We start from the raw sequence: 20,346 nt of genomic DNA on the forward strand, positions 1-20,346 counted from the left end.
AGTCTTAGTTTGGAAGTTGTACTAATGAACTTGGAGCAGGCATGAAGAAGCGTACTCTCGCCGCACTGGCGGCAAGCATGTTGATCGCCGTAACTACGGTGGATACCTTTGTTGCACCGCAAATGGCCCACGCACAGGCCAGCGACGCCTCGGCGTCAGCTGCCGCGCCGGCCACGGCCGCGCCGCAAACCGCGAGTTCGGCCGCCGACGAAGCGGTCCCGCCGCCGGCGCCGGCCACGTCCGAAACCGTCAATAACCCATACGGCCTCGGCGCACTCTGGAAGAACGGCGACTTCGTCGCTCGCTTCGTGCTGATTCTGCTGGTGCTCATGTCAATGGGTAGCTGGTACATCATGATCATCAAGTTCGTCGAGCAGTTCCGCGCCAACCGCCGGGCCAAAAGCGCCGATGAGCAATTGTGGACCGCGCCGTCACTGGTTGAAGGCGCGCAGCGTCTCGACGAAGCGTCGCCGTTCCGCTTCATCGCCGAAACGGCTATCGAGGCTGGCGAGCACCACGACGAAGCGCTGCTCGAAGCCGTGGACCGCAATACCTGGATCGATACCTCGGTCGAGCGTGCGATCACCAACGTGTCGAATCGTCTGCAAGACGGTCTGGCTTTCCTCGGTACGGTGGGTTCGACAGCGCCGTTCGTCGGCCTGTTCGGCACCGTGTGGGGCATTTATCACGCGCTGACGGCGATCGGCATTGCCGGCCAGGCTTCGATCGACAAGGTCGCGGGCCCGGTGGGTGAGGCGCTGATCATGACCGCCATCGGTCTCGCGGTGGCGGTGCCCGCCGTGCTCGGCTACAACTTCCTGGTTCGCCGCAACAAGTCGGTGATGGAGCGTGTGCGTGCATTCGGCGCGCAACTGCATACCGTCTTGCTGGCCGGCAGCCGCCGCCCGGCGCGCGCCGCGGCTCGCGAAGCGTCGCTGGTTCAATAAGCGGAGTCCGTCATGGCAATGAGCGTTGGGCAGGACGACAACGACGAGGTCATCTCCAGTATCAACACCACGCCGCTCGTCGACGTGATGCTGGTTCTGCTGATCATCTTTCTGATCACGATTCCGGTCGTGACGCATACGGTGCCGGTGCAATTGCCGAAGGAGACGATCCAGCCACTGCAGACCACCCCTAAGAGTATCGTCATTGCGGTCAACCGTGACGGCGATTTCTTCTGGAACGAGAAGCAGGTCGATGCGCCTACGCTGCTGGCACGCCTGAAGACCGTGTCGGTCATGACGCCGCAACCGGAAGTGCATGTTCGGGGCGACCAGAGCGCGCGTTATGAATTCATCGGCCGGGTCATTACCGAGTGCGAGCGTGCCGGTATCGCGAAGGTTTCGTTTATCACGGAGCCGCCAGCGCGCGGTGGTTAACTTTGCATGGGATCGGACTAAGTGCGGTGCATGGGACCAGAGTAAGCGCTAAAGCGCTAACTCCGGCCGACAGCTAAAGCACCAAGTCCGGTCGACAGCTTTGCATGGGACCGGACTAAGTGCTAAAGCACCAAGTCCGATCGACTAGCTTTGCATGGGATCGGACTAAGTGCTAAAGCACTAAGTCCGATCGACAGGAGCCGAGAATGGGAATGAATGTATCGTCGGGCGGCGGCAGTGAACCGGACGTGATGGTCGATATCAACACCACACCGCTGATCGACGTGATGCTGGTGTTGCTGATCATGCTGATTATCACGATTCCGATTCAGACGCATGCTATCAAGATGAACCTGCCGGTCGGCAATCCACCGCCACCGATCACGCAACCTGAAGTAGTGCAGATCGATATCGACTTCGACGGCACGACCACGTGGAACGGTCAGCCAGTGCCGAATCGTGCTGCGCTCGAATCCAGGCTCGCTCAAGTGGCGGCTGAACCGGTTCAGGCCGAAATTCATCTGCGGCCGAACAAGCTGGTTCCGTACAAGGATGTCGCGGAGGTGATGGCGTCCGCGCAACGACTGGGCGCGACGAAAATCGGCCTGATCGGTAATGAGCAGTACATGCAATAGGGAAGGGCAATGCAAACCATTCAACAACGCTTCAGGCGTGTCGTCATGGCGGCGGCTCTCGTACTGCCGCTCGCCGCTCATGCCGCCGACACGCTGCGGCCGGACGTGGCGAAACCGCTGAATGCCGCGCAGGATCTGTATCGCGCGCACAAGTACAAGGACGCGCTGGCGAAGATCGATCAGGCGGCGGCCGTGTCCGGCAAGACGCCGTATGAAAGCACCATGATCGAACAGATGCGCGGTGCGGCAGCGGCGGCGGCCGGCGAGTCCGGTGTCGCCGCTCAGGCTTACGAAACGTTGTTGAGTTCCGGGAAGTTGAGCGGCGCGGACGAGCAGCGTACGTCCGCGGCTTTGGCCGGCATCTACTTCCAGCAGAAGAACTATGCGCAGGCGGCGAAGGTCGCGCAGCGCTATCTGAAGTCCGGTGGCAGCGATCCCGACATGCGTACGCTGCTGGTTCAGTCGTACTACCTGTCGAACGATTGCGCGAGCGTGGTGAGCCTGCTCAGGCCGGGCATCGATGCGCAGGTGCGTGCCGGTCACGCGCCTGACGAGTCACAACTGCAATTGCTCGGCACGTGTGCGCAACGCGTGAAGGACGATGCCACGTATCGCAGCACGCTCGAAAAGCTGGTTGCCTATCATCCGAAACAGTCCTACTGGGACGATCTGTTCTCGGCGATTCGCAGCAAGCCGGGCTATTCGTCGAAGCTCGATATCGACACGTACCGGTTGCGCCGCGCGACCGGCTCGCTCTCGAGCGCCGACGATTACATGGAAATGACCCAGCTCGCGATCGTGGCGGGTACGACGGCTGAAGGCAAGCAGGTCATCGATCAGGGCTTTGCATCGGGCGTTCTGGGGCGCGACGCACAAGCGGATCGCGAGAAACGCCTTCAGGCATTGGCGGCAAAACGGGCGCAGGCACCTGCAGATCCGGCGAATCCCATTGCGCCTGTCGACATGGCATTCAACCAGGTGTTCGCCGGGCAGGCCAAACAGGGGCTCGCTGCCATGGACGCGGCAATCGCGAAGGGTGGGATCGACCACCCGGACCAGGCGCAACTGCATCTGGGTGAGGCGTACTACGTGGCCGGCGATAAAGCGCGTGCGGTACAAACCTTCCGTGCCGTGAAGGGCACCGATGGTTCAGCCGACCTCGCCCGTTTGTGGGTGCTGGTGGCGTCGAAATAAGAGCACTCTGTTCCCGTTATGTTTCATCTGACGAGGCGCGCTCGAGGTGTCCTCATGGCGGGCGCGAGGGAGCGCGCTCGTCGTAAGGAATGTGGACCGTCTCCGATGTCTGAGCGTGGTTGCACTCGCAACTACCGCCAGGCATTCGGAGGAGGCGGAAGTCTTCTGGAAAACACACAGATCGAGTTATCCATAGCGGCATCCCGGCAGGCTTGTCGGGAATGGTCGAGGGAGGATGTTGCGTTCTATGAAACATAATTTGTATATATCAAACTATTTTTGACTACGGGATTCTGTCTTGCTATGGTTTTGCCACTCAATAACAAGGCACACGTTGCAATCTCTATAGGAAGCAAAATCCGCGCGCTTCGCCAACGGCTCAAGCGCACGCTGGATGAAGTGGCAAAGACTGCGGGCATTTCCAAGCCCTTTCTGTCGCAAGTGGAACGGGGTCACGCAACACCTTCTATTACATCGTTAGTAGGTATTGCTCGAGCGTTAGGTGTCACGGTGCAGTACTTCGTCGATACGCCGACCGAAGACAAGTCGGTGCGTAGAGGCAGTGACCTGAAGTACTTCGGATTTGACGGCAGTGCCAATCTGTTTGGGCGGCTCACGAATCTGTCGGTTGGCAGCAAGCTGGAAGTCATTCTCGTCAGGATGCCGGTGGGACAAAATCCCTCGGAAGTCACGACGCACGCAGGGGAAGAGTTTCTGTATGTGATGAGCGGCCAGATCTCGCTCACGTTGGAAGGCACAACGTTCGTATTGCAGGCAGGCGACACTGCGCATTACGAATCTACCGTGCCGCACTCCTGGTCCAATACCGCACGTGAAGAAGCGGTGATCGTTTGGGTAGGGACGCCACGATTGTTTTAGTGCCGCAGGTCATGCTTTTGCAAAGAGCACTCAATGTGTATTTGTAAGCATTACTTAAGTTTGTACCCGAGATTTGGGAATTGAGGGCCGGCGAGTGGCGGGATCCACTCGCGTGGCGGTAGAGATGACAACAATTTGAAAAGCGCTGCGCGTTTCGATTGCAATAAATTAGTAGTCCAACACTGAGTTATTTGATGTTGCTTTAACGGAGCGCGGCGCAAGATCGCCGTATATCGAGTGGAGAGGTTCACAAGACCTCTCATCACATATTGCTGTGGCCTTACTGACGAGCGAGAAGGGGAAAAATGAAACAAAGGGCATTGGCGCTGGCCATTAGAAGAATAGTCTGGGCTGAACTGGCATTGTCGGCCGCAATCGCCGTACCGGCGTTTGCACAAAGCCAGCCGGCCACCACCGGCACAGCGGCGGGCGCAACGACGGAAAGCGCGCCGGCGACAGGCGCTGCTGCCACGCCGTCCGCGGACAGCAGCACCGCGACGCCGGCGGGCAAAGGGGTTCAGCAACTCAAGAAATTTGAAGTGACCGGCTCGCTGATCCGCACATCGGACAAGGTTGGCAATACGGAAGTCCAGACCATCACGCCCAAGGAAATCCAGCAAAGCGGTTATACGACCGTGGCCGACTTCCTGCGCGGCACGTCCGCGAACTCAGGGAGCAGCTGGGGCCAAACGACGATGAACAGCTCCGCGCAAGGCGGTGGCGGCATTGCATTGCGCGGTTTGAGCGAGAAGTACACGCTGGTGCTGGTGGACGGCCAACGGGTGGCGAATTACGGCAAGGCGGTGAACTTCACCGACACGTTCTTCGACGTGAATTCGATCCCGCTCAACATGATCGATCACATCGACATCGTGAAGACCGGTGCGGTCTCGGTGTATGGTTCGGATGCGATTGCAGGCGTGGTCAACATCATCACGAAGAAGGACTTTCAGGGCTTGCAGATCGACGGCCAGCTCGGCAAGGCGCAGCATCCGGGCGACGCGCAGGGTAACTTCAGCGTGCTCGGCGGCGTTGGCGATCTGAATGGCGACCGCTTCAACGTGACGGCCGCCGCGAGCTACTATCGCGACACCGGCTCGTCGCTCGCCGATCGCGACATGACCGCAAATCAGGACTTCAGCCAGTTCCCGGGCGGTCTCGCGGGCCCGCTCGGTCCGAACCAGCAGTCGTACTGGACCTCGGCCGACGGCACCAAATCGGCGCTCAGCCCTTGCCCTCCGGGCAGCGTGTCGGCGAACGGCGCGACCACGTGTAAATCGAACCCGGCGAGCGCCACCTCGCTCATGCCGGCGATCACACGCCTGAATGCTAAAGTGCGCGGCACCTTCAAGATCAACGACGACGTGCAGGCTTACGCCGATTTGTGGGTTAGCCGCAACGAAACCGTGCAGAACGAAGGTCCGGCAGTGCTGAGCAGCCAGACGAACGCGTTCAACCCGGCTACCGGTTCGGCGTTGCCGCTGTCGCGCACGGTCTCGGGCACCAACCCGTACAACCCGTTCGGCGTGCCGACGCAGATCAACTACACGTTCCCGAACACTGTTTCGGCGGATACGGTGTCGACGTTCTGGCGTGCAATGACCGGCGTGAAGGGGTCGTTTACCACCGCCAAGTTCGGCGACTGGGATTGGTCCGCGGATTACGGCCATTCGCAGAGCACGGTCGACACGACCTACGGCAATGCGCTGAACGTGGCTGGCGTCGAGAACATTCTGCAGAACGGCGTGTTCAATTTCTCGAACCCGTCGGCCACGCCGAACGGCTTGAACGGCGTGTTCCAGAACGACTATGAACAGGCAATCTCGAAGCTCGACAGTGTTACGGCGAAAACCTCGACGGGTAACCTGTTCAATCTGCCTGGTGGCCCGGTCGGAGTCGGTTTCGGTACGGAATTCCGTCACGAAAGTAACCTGATCAACTCGCGCACGTATAGCGCGCTTGGGGTCACGGCGCCGGCAAACGTGCAGACGGTCGACGGCGAGCGCAACGTGGCCGCCGTGTACTATCAGGTCGATATTCCGATCATTCACAACCTGACGTTCACGCAAGCGGGCCGTTACGACCACTACAGCGACTTTGGCGGTGCATTCTCGCCGAGCTTCGCATTGCGCTTCCAGCCGGTCAAGATGCTCACGACGTATGCATCGTACAGCCGTGGCTTCCGCGCGCCGACTCTGGTCGAGAACTCGCAGGCAACCTATCTCGCCCACCAGAATCTCGTGGACCCGAACGATCCTAGCGGCACGCCGACCAAGCACTTCACGACGGAACAGGTCAACGGCAACCCGGCGCTGCAGCCTGAGCACACGAAGAACTACAACATTGGCTTCGAGCTCTCGCCGGATTCGTCGACGGATATCGGTGCGGCGTTCTACAAGATTCACATCGACGGCGTGATCGGCACGAACGATCCGAACGCGGTGATGGACGCAAACAACCCGTCGAACGTGATTCGCAATCCGGACGGCACGGTGGCCTACATCAAGGAACAGTTCGTCAACCTCGGCTCGCTCGACACCGACGGCTTCGACATGAACTTCCGCAAGTCGGTCGGCACGAAGTACGGTACGTTCACGCTGGCAGGCGACTGGGCCTACGTGTGGCACTTCAAGCTGAACAGCCCGGGTGCGCCCACGCAGGACTTCGCCGGCAACAACCTCGCGTTGCTGCAGCCGTTCGGTGCGTCCAATCCGCGCTGGAAGGGTAATACCAGCTTGTCCTGGGATTACCGCAAGCTGACCACGACGCTGACGTGGCAGTACACCGGCCCGTACACAAACGCGGTGGCGTCCGAGTTCGGCGACGGTGGCACGCTGTCGGTGGCGTCGTATAGCCAGTTCAACCTGATGGCTACGTATCGCGGCTTCAAGAACTGGACGATCTACGGCGGCATCAACAACATCTTCGATCGTAAGCCGCCGTTCGACGTCGAATGGCAGGCCACGCCGGATATCACGGGCTACGACCAGTCGCTGTACACCAATATCGGCCGTTTCTTCCAGGTCGGTGCGTCGTACCGCTTCTGAAGTCTTTGATGGTTGTGATTCATCCGCAGTCTGTCTAGTGGGTCGGCCGCTCCGGTTTCGGGTCTCCCGTTCCGGAGCGGCAAACCACGTTTAAAGACGTACATTGGTGTTCCCCGTGCACAATGCTCGCTCAGCACCACGACGAGCGACAGCGGGCGGTAAGCAGCAGCGTAGCGCAAGCGGGGAAAGCTACGGGAGCGACGGCGTCGGGCCGTCACTCGCGCCGATTCGACTTACCGCGCGCCGGCGTCAAGCCGGCGCGCGTCCTTACGCATTCCGAAGATGAGACTTGTGAAGTTTCGCCGGCCGCGCGCCGTGCCCACGGCAGCGTCCGCGCCCGTGCCGCGGCTTCGCACCGCCGCGCGGATCGCGTTGTGCGCCGGTGCGTGTCTGGCATTGAGCGCGATCTGCGCGCAGGCGCGGCCCTCGATTGCGCAATACGACGAGCCCAAATATCCCGCCGGCTTTACGCACTTCGACTATGCGGATCCCACGGCACCGAGCGACGGCAAGCTCAGCTTCCAGAACTTCGACGAACTGCAGAGCTACGATTCGCTGAATCCGTTTCTCGTGCGCGGCGCGCCCGCGCCGGACATTCTGCATCTGATGTTCGATACGCTGATGCAGCGCAGCTGGGACGAACTCGCCTCCGAATACCCGCTCATTGCCGACGACGTAGAAGTCGCGCCGGACCTCGGCTCGGCCACGTTCCACATCAACCCCTCCGCGCGTTTTTCGAACGGCGATCCGATTACCGCGGCCGACGTCAAATACTCGTTCGATACGCTGACGAGTTCCAAGGCGTCGCCCTTGTTCAACGCGCAGTTCTCGGTGATCAAGCGCGCCGTGATTGTCGACCCGGCGACCGTGCGCTTCGAATTCAAGCATGCCGAGCGCGACGCGCCGCTGATCGCCGGCGACTTGCCGATCTTCTCGCCGAAGTGGGGCGCGCGTGCGGACGGCACACGTTTGCCTTTCGATCAGATCGCGAACGAGGCGCCGATCGCGAGCGGTCCGTATCTGATCGAGTCGCGCAAGAACGACAAGCAGATCACCTATCGGCGCAACCCCGACTACTGGGCCGCGAATCTGCCGTCGCGGCGCGGCATGTATCGCTTCGCAAGTATCACGTTCAATCTGTACCGTGACCACTACACGCAACTCGAAGCCTTCAAGGCGGGCGACGCGGACGTTATCGTCGAATACAGCGCGACGCAGTGGGCCCGCAAATACGTCGGCAAGAACTTCGACAATGGCCTGTTGAAGAAGGGCGAATTCGCCGATGGTCCCGCGCAGATGCAGGGACTGCTCATGAATCTACGCAAGCCGATGTTTCAGGATCCGCGCGTGCGCCACGCGCTGACGATGGCATTCGACTACGACTGGATGAACCGGATGATGTTCTATGGGCAATACCGGCGCACCAGCAGCTATTTCGCGGCAAGTCCGTTCGGCGCGACCGGCATGCCCTGTCCGAAGGAACTGGCGTTGCTCGAACCATTGAGAGCCAGCGTGCCGCCGGAAGTGTTCGGTCCGATGCTCAAACAGCCCGACACGATCGCGCCGAACTCCTTGCGCGGCAATTTGCGCGTGGCGCGTGATCTGCTGGCGCAAGCCGGCTGGCACTATCGCGACGGCGCATTGCGCGACGCCAACGGCACGCCGATGACGATCGAAATCATGGACGATCAGCCCGGCATGGATCGACTGATCCTGCCGTATATGCAGGCGCTCGGCATGCTCGGCATTCAGGCGCATATGCGGGAAATCGATAGCGCGTTGTACCAGAAGCGGCTGGACAATTTCGAGTACGACATGACCACCTTCATCTATCCGCCGGTCACGATTCCGGGCGCTGAACTGACGCGCCGTTTCGGTAGCGCGGCCGCGTCCGAGGTCGGTTCGGAAAACTATCCGGGGATTCGTTCGAAAGCGGTCGACTCGCTGATTCACTCGGCGCTTTCCGCGACCAATCTCGACGACCTGCAAGCGGCGACCCGTGCGCTGGATCGCGTACTGATCTATTCGTTCTACCTCGTGCCGGAGTACTACGCGCCAGGCGCGCGCATCGGCTACAAGACCACGATCGGCTTTCCGAAGATCGTTCCCAAAACGTACCAATACGAAGAATGGGTGATCGACTACTGGTACGCGAAAAAACCAGGCGCACCCGTCACTCAAACCACCCAGGCGGCGCAGTCCTCCGGGTCATCCACGGCTGCGGCCCACTGAGGAACAGCATGCTTGCCTACATTCTCAGACGTTTGCTGTTGATGGTGCCGACCCTGCTCGGCGTGGTCACGCTGACTTTTGTCGTCACGCAGTTCGTGCCGGGTGGGCCGGTCGAGCAGGTGATGACGCAACTCCGCCACGGCGCTGGCCGTGGCGGAGAGGCGGGGGCGGGTGGGGGCGGTTATCACGGCAGCCAGGGTGTCGATCCGCAGCAGATCGAGCAGATCAAGAAGCAGTTCGGCTTCGACAAGCCGCCGCTCGAACGCTATCTGTTGATGCTCAAGCGCTACGCGACGTTCGATCTCGGTCAGTCCTACTATCAACGTGACAGCGTGTGGGACGTCATCAAATCGAAGTTGCCCGTTTCGATCACGCTCGGCTTATGGACGGTGCTGCTGACGTATCTGATATCCGTGCCATTGGGGATCGCGAAGGCGGTGCGCAACGGCTCGCGCTTCGATACCGTCACGAGCGTGCTGGTGCTCGCCGGTTATGCGATTCCTGGATTCGTGCTCGGCGTGTTGCTGCTCATGCTTTTCGGTGGCGGCACGTTCTGGCAGGTGTTTCCGATGCGTGGCCTCACGTCGGATAACTTCAACGACCTCAGTGCATTCGGCAAAGTACTCGACTATTTGTGGCACATCGTGCTGCCGGTCACGGCTTCGGTGGTGGGCAACTTCGCGATCGTCACGATTCTGACCAAGAACACCTTTCTGGAGGAAATCGGCCGTCAGTATGTATTGACGGCACGCGCCAAGGGTGCGCCGGAGCGCGACGTGTTGTGGAAACACGTGCTGCGCAACGCGGCGATTCCGTTGCTCACCGGTTTGCCCGCAGCCTTCGTCGGCGCGTTTCTGAACGGCAACCTGCTGATCGAAACGCTGTTCTCGCTCGACGGCATGGGCCAACTGTCGTACGACTCGGTGATTCGCCGTGATTATCCGGTTGTGCTCGGCTCGCTCTTTCTGTTCACGCTGATTGCCCTCGTAACCAAACTCATTGCTGACGTCTGCTATGTCCTCGTCGACCCCCGCATCCAATTCAACCGCCTGGACCGCTGACGCGGCCGGCGCGGCGCACGCGGCGTCGCCGTCTCCGTGGCGGCGTACGTGGCTGCGCTTCAGGCAGCAGCGTCTGGGCTACTGGAGCCTCGTGATCTTCGTGTCGCTGTTCGTCATCAGCCTGCTCGGCGAGGTGTTGTCCAACGACCGTCCGTTGATCGTGCGTTACGACGGGCACTATTATTTTCCCATCGTGAAGGACTATCCAGAGACGCTGTTCGGCGGCGACTTTCCGGCGCGTGCCAATTACCTCGACCCGTATATCCGTTCGCGGCTCGAATCGAACGGCAACTTCGCGGTCTATCCGCCGAATCATTTCCACTACGACACGATCGACTATTTCGCCGCGCATCCGTATCCGGCGCCGCCCACCGCGAGCAACTGGCTCGGCACGGATCAGTTCGGGCGTGACGTGCTGGCGCGGCTGCTCTACGGCTTCCGCCTGTCGGTGCTGATGGCGCTGGCGCTCACGGTGTCCGGTGTCGTCGTTGGCGTGTTGACTGGCGCGATTCAGGGCTTTTACGGCGGACGCACCGATCTGATCGGCCAGCGCCTGATCGAAATCTGGAGTTCGATGCCGGACCTGTATCTGCTGATCATTTTCGCGTCGATCTTCGAGCCCACGTTGTGGCTGCTCTTCATTCTGTTGTCTATGTTCGGCTGGCTCGTTCTGTCGGACTACGTGCGCGCGGAATTCCTGCGCAATCGTTCGCTCGATTACGTGAAAGCGGCGCGCACCATGGGCCTGAGCAACTGGCAGATCATGTGGCGCCATGTATTGCCGAACAGCCTGACGCCGGTGATTACCTTTTTGCCGTTTCGCATGTGCGCCGCGATTCTCTCGCTGACCAGCCTCGACTTTCTCGGTCTCGGCGTGCCGCCGCCAACGCCGAGCCTCGGTGAACTGCTTCAGGAAGGCAAGAACAATCTCGACGCGTGGTGGATCTCCATGTCGGCATTTGCCGCGCTCGTGATCACGCTGCTGTTGCTGACTTTCATGGGCGACGCATTGCGCAATGCGCTGGATACGCGCTCGCGCGGTTCGGCTTTCGGCGGAGGTCCGCGATGACCAACACTCAAGCGCCGACCAATCGGCCATTGCTGGAAATCGACCGTTTCTCCGTGCATTTTGGCGACAAGGTGGCGGTGCATGAACTCAGCCTGTCTATTGCACGCGGAGAGCGCGTGGCATTGGTGGGCGAATCGGGTTCGGGCAAGAGCGTGACCGCGTTGTCCATTTTGCGGCTCGTCGAGCATGCCGAATTGAGCGGCCGCATGCTGCTCGATGGTGAGGATCTGCTGCAGAAAACCGAGCAGCAGATGCGCGGCTTACGCGGCGCGGATGTCGCGATGGTGTTTCAGGAGCCGATGACCGCGCTCAATCCGCTCTTTACAATCGGCAAACAGATTGCCGAGAGTTTGCGTCTGCACGAAGGTCTGCGGCCGAATGCGGCGCGTGAGCGTGGCATCGAACTGCTCAGGCGCACCGGCATTCCCGAACCGGAACGGCGTATCGACAGCTTTCCGCACCAACTGTCCGGCGGCCAGCGGCAGCGCGCAATGATCGCGATGGCGCTCGCGTGCCGCCCGCGTTTGCTGCTCGCCGACGAGCCCACTACCGCGCTCGACGTCACCGTTCGCCAGCAGATCGTCGATCTGTTGATTTCGTTGCAGGAACAGGAGGCGGCTGAACGCGGCATGGCCGTGCTGCTGATCACGCACGACCTGAATCTGGTGAAGCGTTTCGCGCAGCGCGTCGCGGTGATGGAGAAGGGCGTGCTGGTGGAGACCAATACGACCCAGGCGCTGTTCGCGAGTCCGCAGCATCCGTACACGCGGCGCCTGCTCGACAGCGAGCCGCAGCGCGCGGTGGCGCCGATCGAGCAGGGCGCGCGCCGGTTGCTGGAAGTGCAGGGGCTGGCCGTCGACTACCGCACGTCCGCGAAAGGCTGGCGTTCCCTGTTCGGGCGCTCGACATTCCGCGCGGTGCAGGATGTCGATCTGAGCGTGCGGCGCGGCGAAACGCTCGGCATTGTCGGTGAATCGGGCTCGGGTAAATCGACGTTGGCCGCAACCGTGCTCGGCCTGCAACAGCCGGCCGCCGGGCATATCCATATCGACGGCATGCCGCTATCCACGCTCAAAACCGCGAGCTCGCGCCGTGCGTTGTATTCGCGCATGCAAGTCGTGTTTCAGGACCCGTTCGGCTCGCTGTCGCCACGCATGACGGTCGAGCAGATCATCGGCGAGGGCCTCGCCGTGCATCGGCCGGAAGTGGACGCGAAGGCGCGGCGCGCACGCGTCGGCAGCCTGCTGGAAGAAGTCGGCATGCCCGCCGATGCGATGCTGCGCTACCCGCACGAGTTCTCCGGCGGCCAGCGGCAACGCATTGCGATTGCGCGAGCGCTGGCGGTCGAACCGGAATTGCTGGTGCTCGACGAGCCGACTAGCGCGCTTGACGTTTCGATTCAGAAGCAGGTGCTGAATCTGCTGACAAATCTGCAGAAAAAGTACAAGCTAAGCTACTTGTTCATTACGCACGATCTGGCGGTGATGCGAGCCATGGCGCATCGCGTGATCGTGATGAAGTCGGGACGCATCGTCGAAACCGGCGACACGCTCGACGTGTTGCACGCACCGTCGCATCCTTATACGCAGTCGCTGCTGGCGTCGTCGCTCAATGTGCCGGAGCCGCGCGCCGCACAGACGCACACGGGAAAACTCCATGATTGACGAACGTTGGGCGCAGGCCGCCCGTACGCTGAAAAGCCGCGCGGCCTTCTGGTCGCTGCGCATTGTCGACGAACAGATCGACGATCACGAGATCCGCAACGACATCGCGCAGCCGCTGCGCACGGTGCGCGATCGCGGGGCGATGCTGATTGCCTGGGTGGGCGCCGGCGCGGGTTATGCCGCGACCGCGAACCTGTCGGCGGCGGGTTTGCAGGCGGCGCTCGATATGGCGACCGCTCGCGCGGAAGCGAGCGCGGCCTTGTCGTTGATCGACCACCGCGAAGTCGCGCGTCCGGTGGCGAGTGGCGAGTATGTGTCGCCGAATGCGCAGCATGCGTTGCCGAGCCGCGCCGAGTGGCTCGACCGTTTGGGCGCCGAATGCGCCGCGGCCAATCTCGACGGAAGAATCGTGGAGCGCGTGGCGGCGATACAGATCATCCACACGGATCAGCTCTACATGACCGGCGACGGCGTTCGCATCGACCAGCAATTCCGCTTCGTGATGCCGCAATTGAGCGTCGCCGCGCACGCAAACGGCGACACGCAAGTGCGCACGCTCGGCGGCAACTACGGCACGCTCGGGCAGGGCGGCATGGAAGTGCTGGCGCGCTTTAACTTCGAAGGCTCGGGCGCACGTGTCGCCAACGAGGCGTTGCAACTGCTGGCCGCGCCGAATTGCCCGGCAGGCAAGCGCGACCTGTTGCTGATGCCTGACCAGATGATGCTGCAGATTCATGAGTCGATCGGCCATCCGCTCGAACTCGACCGCATTCTCGGCGACGAGCGCAATTTCGCGGGCTGGAGTTTCGTGAAGCAGGACATGTTCGGTTCGTACCGCTACGGTTCCGAGTTGCTGAACGTCACCTTCGACCCGGAACTGCGCGAAGAAGCGGCAGCCTACGCATTCGACGACGACGGCACCGAAGCACACAAACAGTACCTGATTCGCAACGGCGTGCTGGAGCGTCCGCTCGGCGGCGCGTTGTCGCAGCAGCGCGCACGCATGCCGGGCGTGGCGAACTCGCGCGCGTCGAACTGGAACCGGCCGCCGATCGACCGCATGGCGAATCTGAATATCGAGCCCGGCGAGAGTTCGCTGGAAGAGATGATCGGCAACATCGAACACGGCATTCTGATGCGCACCAACACGTCATGGTCGATCGACGATCATCGCAACAAATTCCAGTTCGGCTGCGAGTTCGGCCAACTGATCGAAAACGGCAAACTCACGCAGGTCGTGAAACAGCCGAATTATCGCGGTATATCCGCGAATTTCTGGCGCAGCCTGAGTGCGGTGGGCAACGCGGCTACGCGTGAAGTGTATGGCACGCCCATGTGCGGCAAGGGCGAACCGGCGCAGATCATTCGCGTGGGCCATGCGTCGCCGGCCTGCGTATTCAGCAATATCGACGTTTTCGGAGGCGCATGATGAGCCAGTTCATCTCCTCGCGCGCCGCTACGTCGGTGGATTGGCAGCGGCATTTCACCGCGCTTGCCGATGCGATCGAGCGCCTGCAACAAGGTGGCGAAACCACGCTCAGTTCGTTTGCGGGTGAGCAGTCCGACTTTATTCGATTCAATTCGGGCAAGGTACGGCAAACCGGCAGCGTGTCGCAAGGCAAGCTGACCTTGCGCCTGATCGACGGCGCGCGTCAGGGTTATTCCACGCTGACCGTATGCGGCGATCTGCAACAGGATCTCGACGAAGTGAGCGCGGCGCTCGCCACGTTGCGAGCAGGGCTGCGCGACGCGGCGGACGATCCGCATCTGCTGTTCGACACGTCGAAATGGGAGCGCACCACCCAGCGTTCCGGCAAGCTGCCGGACCCTGACGGTTTGGCGCGGGTCGTCGCGGACAGTGCGCAAGGGCTCGATTTCGTGGGCTTTTACGCGAGCGGCACGATCGTGCGCGGCTTCGCGTCCACGAGCGGCAGTCGCGGCTGGTATGAGGTGGACAACTTCAATTTCAGCTGGTCGTTGTACGACCCGAGCGGCCGCGCGATCAAAACGACCTACGCCGGCGACGACTGGAGCGACGCCGTGTTCTCGCGCAAAGTCGAGCAGGCCGCGAGCCGCCTTGCTGTGCTCGCTCGCACGCCGCGCGCGTTGGCGCCGGGACGCTACCGTTCCTATCTGGCGCCCGCCGCGTTGTCGGAACTGCTCGGTGTTGCCGCATGGAGCGGCTTTTCCGCACGCGCCCAGGCCAGTTCACGCAGCGAGTTGTACAAGCTGCATGTGGGAGAAGTCGTAGTCGACCCGCGAGTGACGATCAGCGAGGATCTGAGTCTCGGTATCACGCCCGGCTTCAACGACGACGGCTATCTGCGCGACAGCGTCCCGTTGATTCAGGCGGGCCGCAGTGCCGAACGGCTGACCAACGCACGCAGCGCGCGCGAATACGGCTTGACGCCCAATGGGGCGCTCGCCGGCGAGTCACCGGCCGCACTCTCTATGCAAGCGGGCGATCTGCTCGAAGAAGACGTGCTGGCGAAACTCGGTACCGGGCTCTATATCGGCAACCTCTGGTATGTGAACTTCTCGGACCGCATGAATTGCCGCCTCACCGGCATGACGCGCTTTGCGACCTTCTGGGTCGAGAACGGCGAAATCGTCGCACCACTCGAGGCCATGCGTTTCGACGACAGCCTTTACCGTTTGCTCGGCAGCGAACTCGAACAACTCGGCGCGCAGGCCGAACTGCTATTGAGCGACTCGACATGGGGCGAGCGCGCCACGGGTGGGATGCAATTGCCCGGCATTCTGGTGAAGTCATTCGAATTGACGTTATGAGCCGCCTATGGATCAACAAGAAATAACAAAATCGAAACCTGAGAGCTTGCCCGAGGGGCTGACGCTGCGTGCGTTGCGCGTGGCCGACACGGAGCAATTTCACGCCATGCTGCAGTTGCCAGGCGTGGTGAACGGCAATCCGCATATGCCATATCGGACGGTGGCCAGCACGCGCGAGTACCTCGAAAAACTCGCGGCCCCGGAAATCGCGATCGCCGCGGTGATCGGCGACACGCTGGTCGGTGAAGCGGAACTCACACCTTTAAAGGGGCGCCGCGCGCATGCCGCTTCGCTCGGCATCGGTGTGCACGACGCATGGCAGCGGCGCGGCATCGGTCAAGTACTGATGGCCGAACTGATCGACCTGGCTGACAACTGGCTCGGTCTGCGCCGCCTCGAACTGCATGTCTTCACCGATAACGACCCGGCGCTCGCGCTGTATCGCAAGTTCGGCTTCGAAATCGAAGCACATCAGCGCGGTGCGGTATTGCGTCGCGGCGCGTTGATCGATTGCTATTTCATGGCACGGTTGCGTGAGCCGGCGCCGTGGATGTCGCCGGCACCGGCCGCCCATTTCGCAGCGGAATAAGACCATGAAAGAAGAAAGGTTGCCGGACGGCGGAGCGCATGACAAATGTATTATGGTGCGCGCGCTCGAATCGTCCGACATGGATGCGTTCGCGGAGATCATGAGCTTGCCTCGTGTGCGGCGTGGCACCCTGTCAGTCGGCTATCGCAGTCCTGAACAACTCGCGGCGTGGTACGAGCGGCGCCTCAAACGCGGCGTGAACGTGTGCGCTGTTCTCGACGGCTGCGTGGTCGGCCACGCCGGGCTGGAGGTTCACCGGCCGAGTCGCGCGCACTGCGCGCATTTGGGACTTGCCGTGCACGACGCGTATCATCGGCGCGGTGTCGGCTCGGCGCTTCTGCAAGCCTTGATCGACTGCGCGGATGGCTCGCTCGGTTTGCGCCGTATCGACCTCACGGTATTTTCCGATAACGCGCCAGCCATCGCGCTGTACCGCAAATTCGGCTTTGTCGAAGAGGGCTTCTCGCGCGCTTTTGCGATACGCGACGGCGTACTCGCGGACGTGCTGCACATGGCCCGCCTTGTCGACGCACCGAGCCTCCAGACCATCTGAACGGGTTCATTGAGTGCCATTCTTCTTCATCGACCGCCCGGTATTCGCATGGATCGTCGCGCTCGCCATTGTCGTGGCGGGCGCGCTGGCTATTCCGCAACTGCCGGTGGCGCAGTATCCGCGTCTTGCGCCACCGCGCATCGTGATTTCCGCCACCTATCCGGGCGCTTCGACTGAAGTCGTGGACGCGAACGTCGGCAGCATTATCGAGGGGAGTCTCGATGGCGCCGACAATATGCTGTACTACGAAACCACCAGCGACAACCTGGGCGAGCTCGAGATCGACGCGACTTTCGCGCCCGGCACCAATCCCGATCTCGCGCTGGTCGACATTCAGAACCGGCTCAAGCAGGTCGAACCGCGTTTGCCGCAACAGGTCGTGCAGCAGGGCATTACCGTGTTCAAGGCGGCCAACACGTTTCTGATGCTGGTGGCGCTCACCTCGACCGACGGCACGCGCGACTCCGTGCAATTGAGCGACTATCTGAGCCGCTACGTGTTGCGCGAACTGAAGCGCGCGCCAGGAGTGGGCTCGGCTCAACTGTGGGATGCCGACGAAGCGCTGCGTATCTGGCTCGATCCAATGAAGCTGCGTGAATACGGACTCGGCGCCGCCGAAGTGAACGCCGCCATTGCCGCGCAGAACGCGACCGTCACGGCCGGTACGCTCGGCGACGCGCCGTTCGTGCCGGGCCAGCAACTCACAGCCTCGGTGAACGTGAAGGGGCAATTGATCTCGCCCGCGGAATTCGGCCAGATCGTGCTGAAGGCGCGGCCGGACGGCTCGGCCGTGCGCCTGCGCGACGTCGCGCGGGTGGAAGTCGGGCGCGACAATTACTCGTTCTATTCGCGCCTGAACGGCAAGGCCGCGGCGACGGTCGGGATTCAGCTCGGGCCGCGCGGCAACGCACTCGAAACGTCGAACGCGATTCGCGCGCGGCTTGCCGAGTTATCGAAGGGATTGCCTTCGGGCGTCTCCATCGAAATCCCGTTCGACAACGCGCATTTCGTACAGATCGCGATTCATGAGGTGTTGGTCACGCTCGCGGAAGCAGTGGTGCTGGTGTTCTTCGTGATGTGGCTGTTCCTGCGCGATCTACGCTATACGCTGGTGCCCACCGTGGTGATTCCGGTCACGCTAATGGGCGCGTTTCTCGCCATGTACGCCTGCGGTCTGTCGATCAACGTGTTCACCCTGTTCGGCCTCGTGCTCGCCATCGGGATTCTCGTCGACGACGCGATCGTGGTGGTGGAGAGCGTACATCGCGTGATGGAAGAAGAGGGCTTGCCGCCACGGGAAGCCACGCGCAAGGCCATGTCGCAGATCGGCGGCGCGATCATAGGCGTGACGGCGGTGTTAACAGCGGTGTTCGTGCCGATGGCGTTTTTTCCCGGCGGCGTCGGCGGCATTTACCGGCAGTTTGCGGTGGCGATGATCGCGTCGATGCTGGTGTCGTCGTTCATGGCCTTGTCGTTGACGCCCGCGCTGTGCGCGAACCTGCTGAAGGCGCATACCCAATCGGTGCGTCAACGCGATGCGCGTCGCGGTGTGCTGGGTTTCGCGGCGCGCGCGGCGAGCCGCTTCACGGCCGGCTTCGATCGCGCCGCGCATGGCTATCGCGGGCTGACCGCGCGCACGCTGCGCCGTATTGGCCCGATGCTCGCGGTCTACGCGGTGCTGGTGGGCGTGTGCGGCTTGCTCTACTGGCAAATGCCAGGCGGTTTTTTGCCGAGCGAGGACGAAGGCCAGTTGCAGGTGATGGTGCAGTTGCCCGCGGGCGCCACGCAGGCTCGCACGCTGGCCGTGGTCGAGCGCGTGGAAAATATTCTGCACGCCGAGCCCGCCATCGCCAACGTGACGAGTGTGATCGGCTGGAGCTTTTCGGGCAGCGGTCAGAACGTTGCGATGGGCTTTGTCGAACTGAAGGACTGGGGCAAGCGCAATGTCGACGCGCTAGCCTTGCGCGACCGGCTCAACGCAAAGTTCGACCAGATTCTGGATGGCAATGTCGAGGCGCAGTTGCCGCCGTCAGTGCCGGGCGTCGGGCATTCGGACGGTTTCGTGTTTCGACTGGAAGATCGCGGCGGGGTGGGGCTCAACGCGCTGAAGGCCGCGCGCGAGCAACTGTTCACGCAGGCCAAGGCGAGTCCGGTGCTGGCCTCGGTGCACTTTCAGGATCTACCTGACGCGCCGCGCGTCGAACTCATCGTTGACCGCGCAAAAGCGTATGCGCTCGGCGTGTCGTTCGATCGCATCGCGGACGTGCTCGGCAGCACCTTTGGCTCGACCTACATCGACGATTTCCCGGCGGGTGGCCGCATGCGCCGCGTGATGATCGCCGCCGACGCCGCCGCGCGCATGACCGAAGACGACCTGCTGGCGCTCGCGGTGCCCAACTCGACGGGCGGCATGGTGCCGCTATCGGCTATCGCGACGCGTCAGTGGACGATCGGCCCCGTAATGCTGACGCGTTACAACGGCTATCCGTCGCTCGACGTGAGCGGTCACGCGGCGACCGGTCACAGCTCCGGCGCAGCCATGGCGGAGATGGAACGGCTCGCCGCCGCGCTGCCGGTCGGCGTCCAGTACGACTGGGTCGATGCGGCACGCGAGGAAACCTCGGCCGCGAAACTCACGCCGCTGTTGGTCGGCCTCTCGTTGTTAGCAGTATTCATGGCGCTCGCCGCGCTCTACGAAAGCTGGACGATCCCGTTGGCCGTGCTGATGGTGGTGCCGCTTGGCGTGATCGGCGCGGTTGCCGCGGTGCTGTTGCGCGGCCTGCCCAACGACGTGTACTTCAAGGTCGGCATGATCACGGTGATCGGCCTTGCGGCGAAGAACGCGATTCTGATCGTGCAGTTCGCCCGCGATCTGTATCAACGCGGCCTGCCGTTGACGCGCGCGGTGACCGAGGCGGCCGGTGCGCGCTTCCGGCCGATCGTGATGACCTCGGCGGCGTTTCTGCTCGGCGTCGTACCGTTGGTGGTGTCGAGCGGCGCGGGCGCGGAAAGCCGCCGCTCGATCGGCACGGGCGTATTCGGCGGGGTGCTGGCTGCCACAGTGTTCGGGCTGGTGTTCGCGCCGGTCGCGTTTCATGCGGTCGCGTCGCTCACGCATGGCCGGCGCCGGCTTGCGGAGCTGCATCGCAAGCGCGAGGCGCGGCGGGCACGCCGTGCTTCGCTCGAACGCGCGCCACTCGACGAATCGCCGACCGCCTGACGGCGTGCCGCCTGCGCGTTGTCCACCTATG

General features: G+C 62.1%; 15 protein-coding genes. All 15 read left to right on the forward strand.

Going from position 1 to position 20,346, the window contains the following annotated elements; all coding sequences use genetic code 11:
• Positions 1 to 41 precede the first annotated feature (41 nt).
• Positions 42 to 947 carry a MotA/TolQ/ExbB proton channel family protein gene (locus P0D71_RS20225; protein ID WP_408481744.1) on the forward strand — a complete coding sequence of 302 codons (906 nt, stop codon included), beginning with the start codon at positions 42 to 44 and terminating at the stop codon, positions 945 to 947.
• A 12-nt stretch (positions 948 to 959) separates the two neighbouring features.
• Positions 960 to 1,382, forward strand: a complete 423-nt coding sequence (locus P0D71_RS20230) for an ExbD/TolR family protein (RefSeq protein ID WP_012432473.1) — start codon at positions 960 to 962, stop codon at positions 1,380 to 1,382.
• A gap of 206 nt (positions 1,383 to 1,588) precedes the next feature.
• Positions 1,589 to 2,017, forward strand: coding sequence for an ExbD/TolR family protein (locus tag P0D71_RS20235; RefSeq protein WP_011487696.1), 429 nt, complete (start codon positions 1,589 to 1,591; stop codon positions 2,015 to 2,017).
• Positions 2,018 to 2,026: 9 nt separating this feature from the next.
• Positions 2,027 to 3,211: a tetratricopeptide repeat protein gene (locus tag P0D71_RS20240; protein ID WP_408481746.1), complete on the forward strand. Its 1,185-nt coding sequence runs from the start codon at positions 2,027 to 2,029 to the stop codon at positions 3,209 to 3,211.
• Between the two features lie 303 nt (positions 3,212 to 3,514).
• A complete protein-coding gene (locus tag P0D71_RS20245) occupies positions 3,515 to 4,090 on the forward strand; it encodes a helix-turn-helix domain-containing protein (protein WP_091795326.1) in 576 nt (191 codons plus the stop codon).
• A gap of 305 nt (positions 4,091 to 4,395) precedes the next feature.
• Positions 4,396 to 7,137, forward strand: a complete 2,742-nt coding sequence (locus tag P0D71_RS20250; protein ID WP_408296769.1) for a TonB-dependent receptor plug domain-containing protein — start codon at positions 4,396 to 4,398, stop codon at positions 7,135 to 7,137.
• A 282-nt stretch (positions 7,138 to 7,419) separates the two neighbouring features.
• Positions 7,420 to 9,369, forward strand: coding sequence for an extracellular solute-binding protein (locus P0D71_RS20255; protein ID WP_408481748.1), 1,950 nt, complete (start codon positions 7,420 to 7,422; stop codon positions 9,367 to 9,369).
• A gap of 8 nt (positions 9,370 to 9,377) precedes the next feature.
• Positions 9,378 to 10,430, forward strand: coding sequence for a microcin C ABC transporter permease YejB (locus P0D71_RS20260; RefSeq protein ID WP_408481750.1), 1,053 nt, complete (start codon positions 9,378 to 9,380; stop codon positions 10,428 to 10,430).
• Positions 10,384 to 11,499: an ABC transporter permease gene (locus P0D71_RS20265; RefSeq protein WP_408481752.1), complete on the forward strand. Its 1,116-nt coding sequence runs from the start codon at positions 10,384 to 10,386 to the stop codon at positions 11,497 to 11,499. The genes P0D71_RS20260 and P0D71_RS20265 overlap by 47 nt, the downstream gene beginning before the upstream one ends.
• Positions 11,496 to 13,163: an ABC transporter ATP-binding protein gene (locus P0D71_RS20270; protein ID WP_408481754.1), complete on the forward strand. Its 1,668-nt coding sequence runs from the start codon at positions 11,496 to 11,498 to the stop codon at positions 13,161 to 13,163. The genes P0D71_RS20265 and P0D71_RS20270 overlap by 4 nt, the downstream gene beginning before the upstream one ends.
• Positions 13,156 to 14,592, forward strand: a complete 1,437-nt coding sequence (locus tag P0D71_RS20275; protein WP_408481756.1) for a TldD/PmbA family protein — start codon at positions 13,156 to 13,158, stop codon at positions 14,590 to 14,592. The genes P0D71_RS20270 and P0D71_RS20275 overlap by 8 nt, the downstream gene beginning before the upstream one ends.
• Positions 14,592 to 15,953: a TldD/PmbA family protein gene (locus P0D71_RS20280; protein ID WP_408481822.1), complete on the forward strand. Its 1,362-nt coding sequence runs from the start codon at positions 14,592 to 14,594 to the stop codon at positions 15,951 to 15,953. Before P0D71_RS20275 ends, P0D71_RS20280 begins: the two co-directional genes overlap by 1 nt.
• Before the next feature lie 7 nt (positions 15,954 to 15,960).
• Positions 15,961 to 16,542: a GNAT family N-acetyltransferase gene (locus P0D71_RS20285; protein WP_408481758.1), complete on the forward strand. Its 582-nt coding sequence runs from the start codon at positions 15,961 to 15,963 to the stop codon at positions 16,540 to 16,542.
• 4 nt (positions 16,543 to 16,546) lie between these two features.
• Positions 16,547 to 17,095, forward strand: coding sequence for a GNAT family N-acetyltransferase (locus P0D71_RS20290; RefSeq protein ID WP_408481761.1), 549 nt, complete (start codon positions 16,547 to 16,549; stop codon positions 17,093 to 17,095).
• 13 nt (positions 17,096 to 17,108) lie between these two features.
• Complete coding sequence (locus tag P0D71_RS20295; RefSeq protein ID WP_408481763.1) at positions 17,109 to 20,315, forward strand: multidrug efflux RND transporter permease subunit; 3,207 nt, start codon at positions 17,109 to 17,111, stop codon at positions 20,313 to 20,315.
• The last annotated feature ends 31 nt before the right edge of the window (positions 20,316 to 20,346 follow it).

Origin of the sequence: Paraburkholderia sp. RL17-383-BIF-A, assembly GCF_046028015.1 — a bacterium.
GTDB lineage: Bacteria > Pseudomonadota > Gammaproteobacteria > Burkholderiales > Burkholderiaceae > Paraburkholderia.

What these genes read in the sequence shown, in the direction of transcription:
- P0D71_RS20230 (WP_012432473.1), top strand. Translation starts at nt 960, where the DNA reads ATGGCAATGAGCGTTGGGCAGGACGACAACGACGAGGTCATCTCCAGT.
- P0D71_RS20275 (WP_408481756.1), top strand. Translation starts at nt 13,156, where the DNA reads ATGATTGACGAACGTTGGGCGCAGGCCGCCCGTACGCTGAAAAGCCGC.
- P0D71_RS20270 (WP_408481754.1), top strand. Translation starts at nt 11,496, where the DNA reads ATGACCAACACTCAAGCGCCGACCAATCGGCCATTGCTGGAAATCGAC.
- P0D71_RS20235 (WP_011487696.1), top strand. Translation starts at nt 1,589, where the DNA reads ATGGGAATGAATGTATCGTCGGGCGGCGGCAGTGAACCGGACGTGATG.
- P0D71_RS20240 (WP_408481746.1), top strand. Translation starts at nt 2,027, where the DNA reads ATGCAAACCATTCAACAACGCTTCAGGCGTGTCGTCATGGCGGCGGCT.
- P0D71_RS20280 (WP_408481822.1), top strand. Translation starts at nt 14,592, where the DNA reads ATGAGCCAGTTCATCTCCTCGCGCGCCGCTACGTCGGTGGATTGGCAG.
- P0D71_RS20225 (WP_408481744.1), top strand. Translation starts at nt 42, where the DNA reads ATGAAGAAGCGTACTCTCGCCGCACTGGCGGCAAGCATGTTGATCGCC.
- P0D71_RS20290 (WP_408481761.1), top strand. Translation starts at nt 16,547, where the DNA reads ATGAAAGAAGAAAGGTTGCCGGACGGCGGAGCGCATGACAAATGTATT.
- P0D71_RS20250 (WP_408296769.1), top strand. Translation starts at nt 4,396, where the DNA reads ATGAAACAAAGGGCATTGGCGCTGGCCATTAGAAGAATAGTCTGGGCT.
- P0D71_RS20245 (WP_091795326.1), top strand. Translation starts at nt 3,515, where the DNA reads ATGGTTTTGCCACTCAATAACAAGGCACACGTTGCAATCTCTATAGGA.
- P0D71_RS20255 (WP_408481748.1), top strand. Translation starts at nt 7,420, where the DNA reads ATGAGACTTGTGAAGTTTCGCCGGCCGCGCGCCGTGCCCACGGCAGCG.
- P0D71_RS20260 (WP_408481750.1), top strand. Translation starts at nt 9,378, where the DNA reads ATGCTTGCCTACATTCTCAGACGTTTGCTGTTGATGGTGCCGACCCTG.
- P0D71_RS20285 (WP_408481758.1), top strand. Translation starts at nt 15,961, where the DNA reads ATGGATCAACAAGAAATAACAAAATCGAAACCTGAGAGCTTGCCCGAG.
- P0D71_RS20265 (WP_408481752.1), top strand. Translation starts at nt 10,384, where the DNA reads ATGTCCTCGTCGACCCCCGCATCCAATTCAACCGCCTGGACCGCTGAC.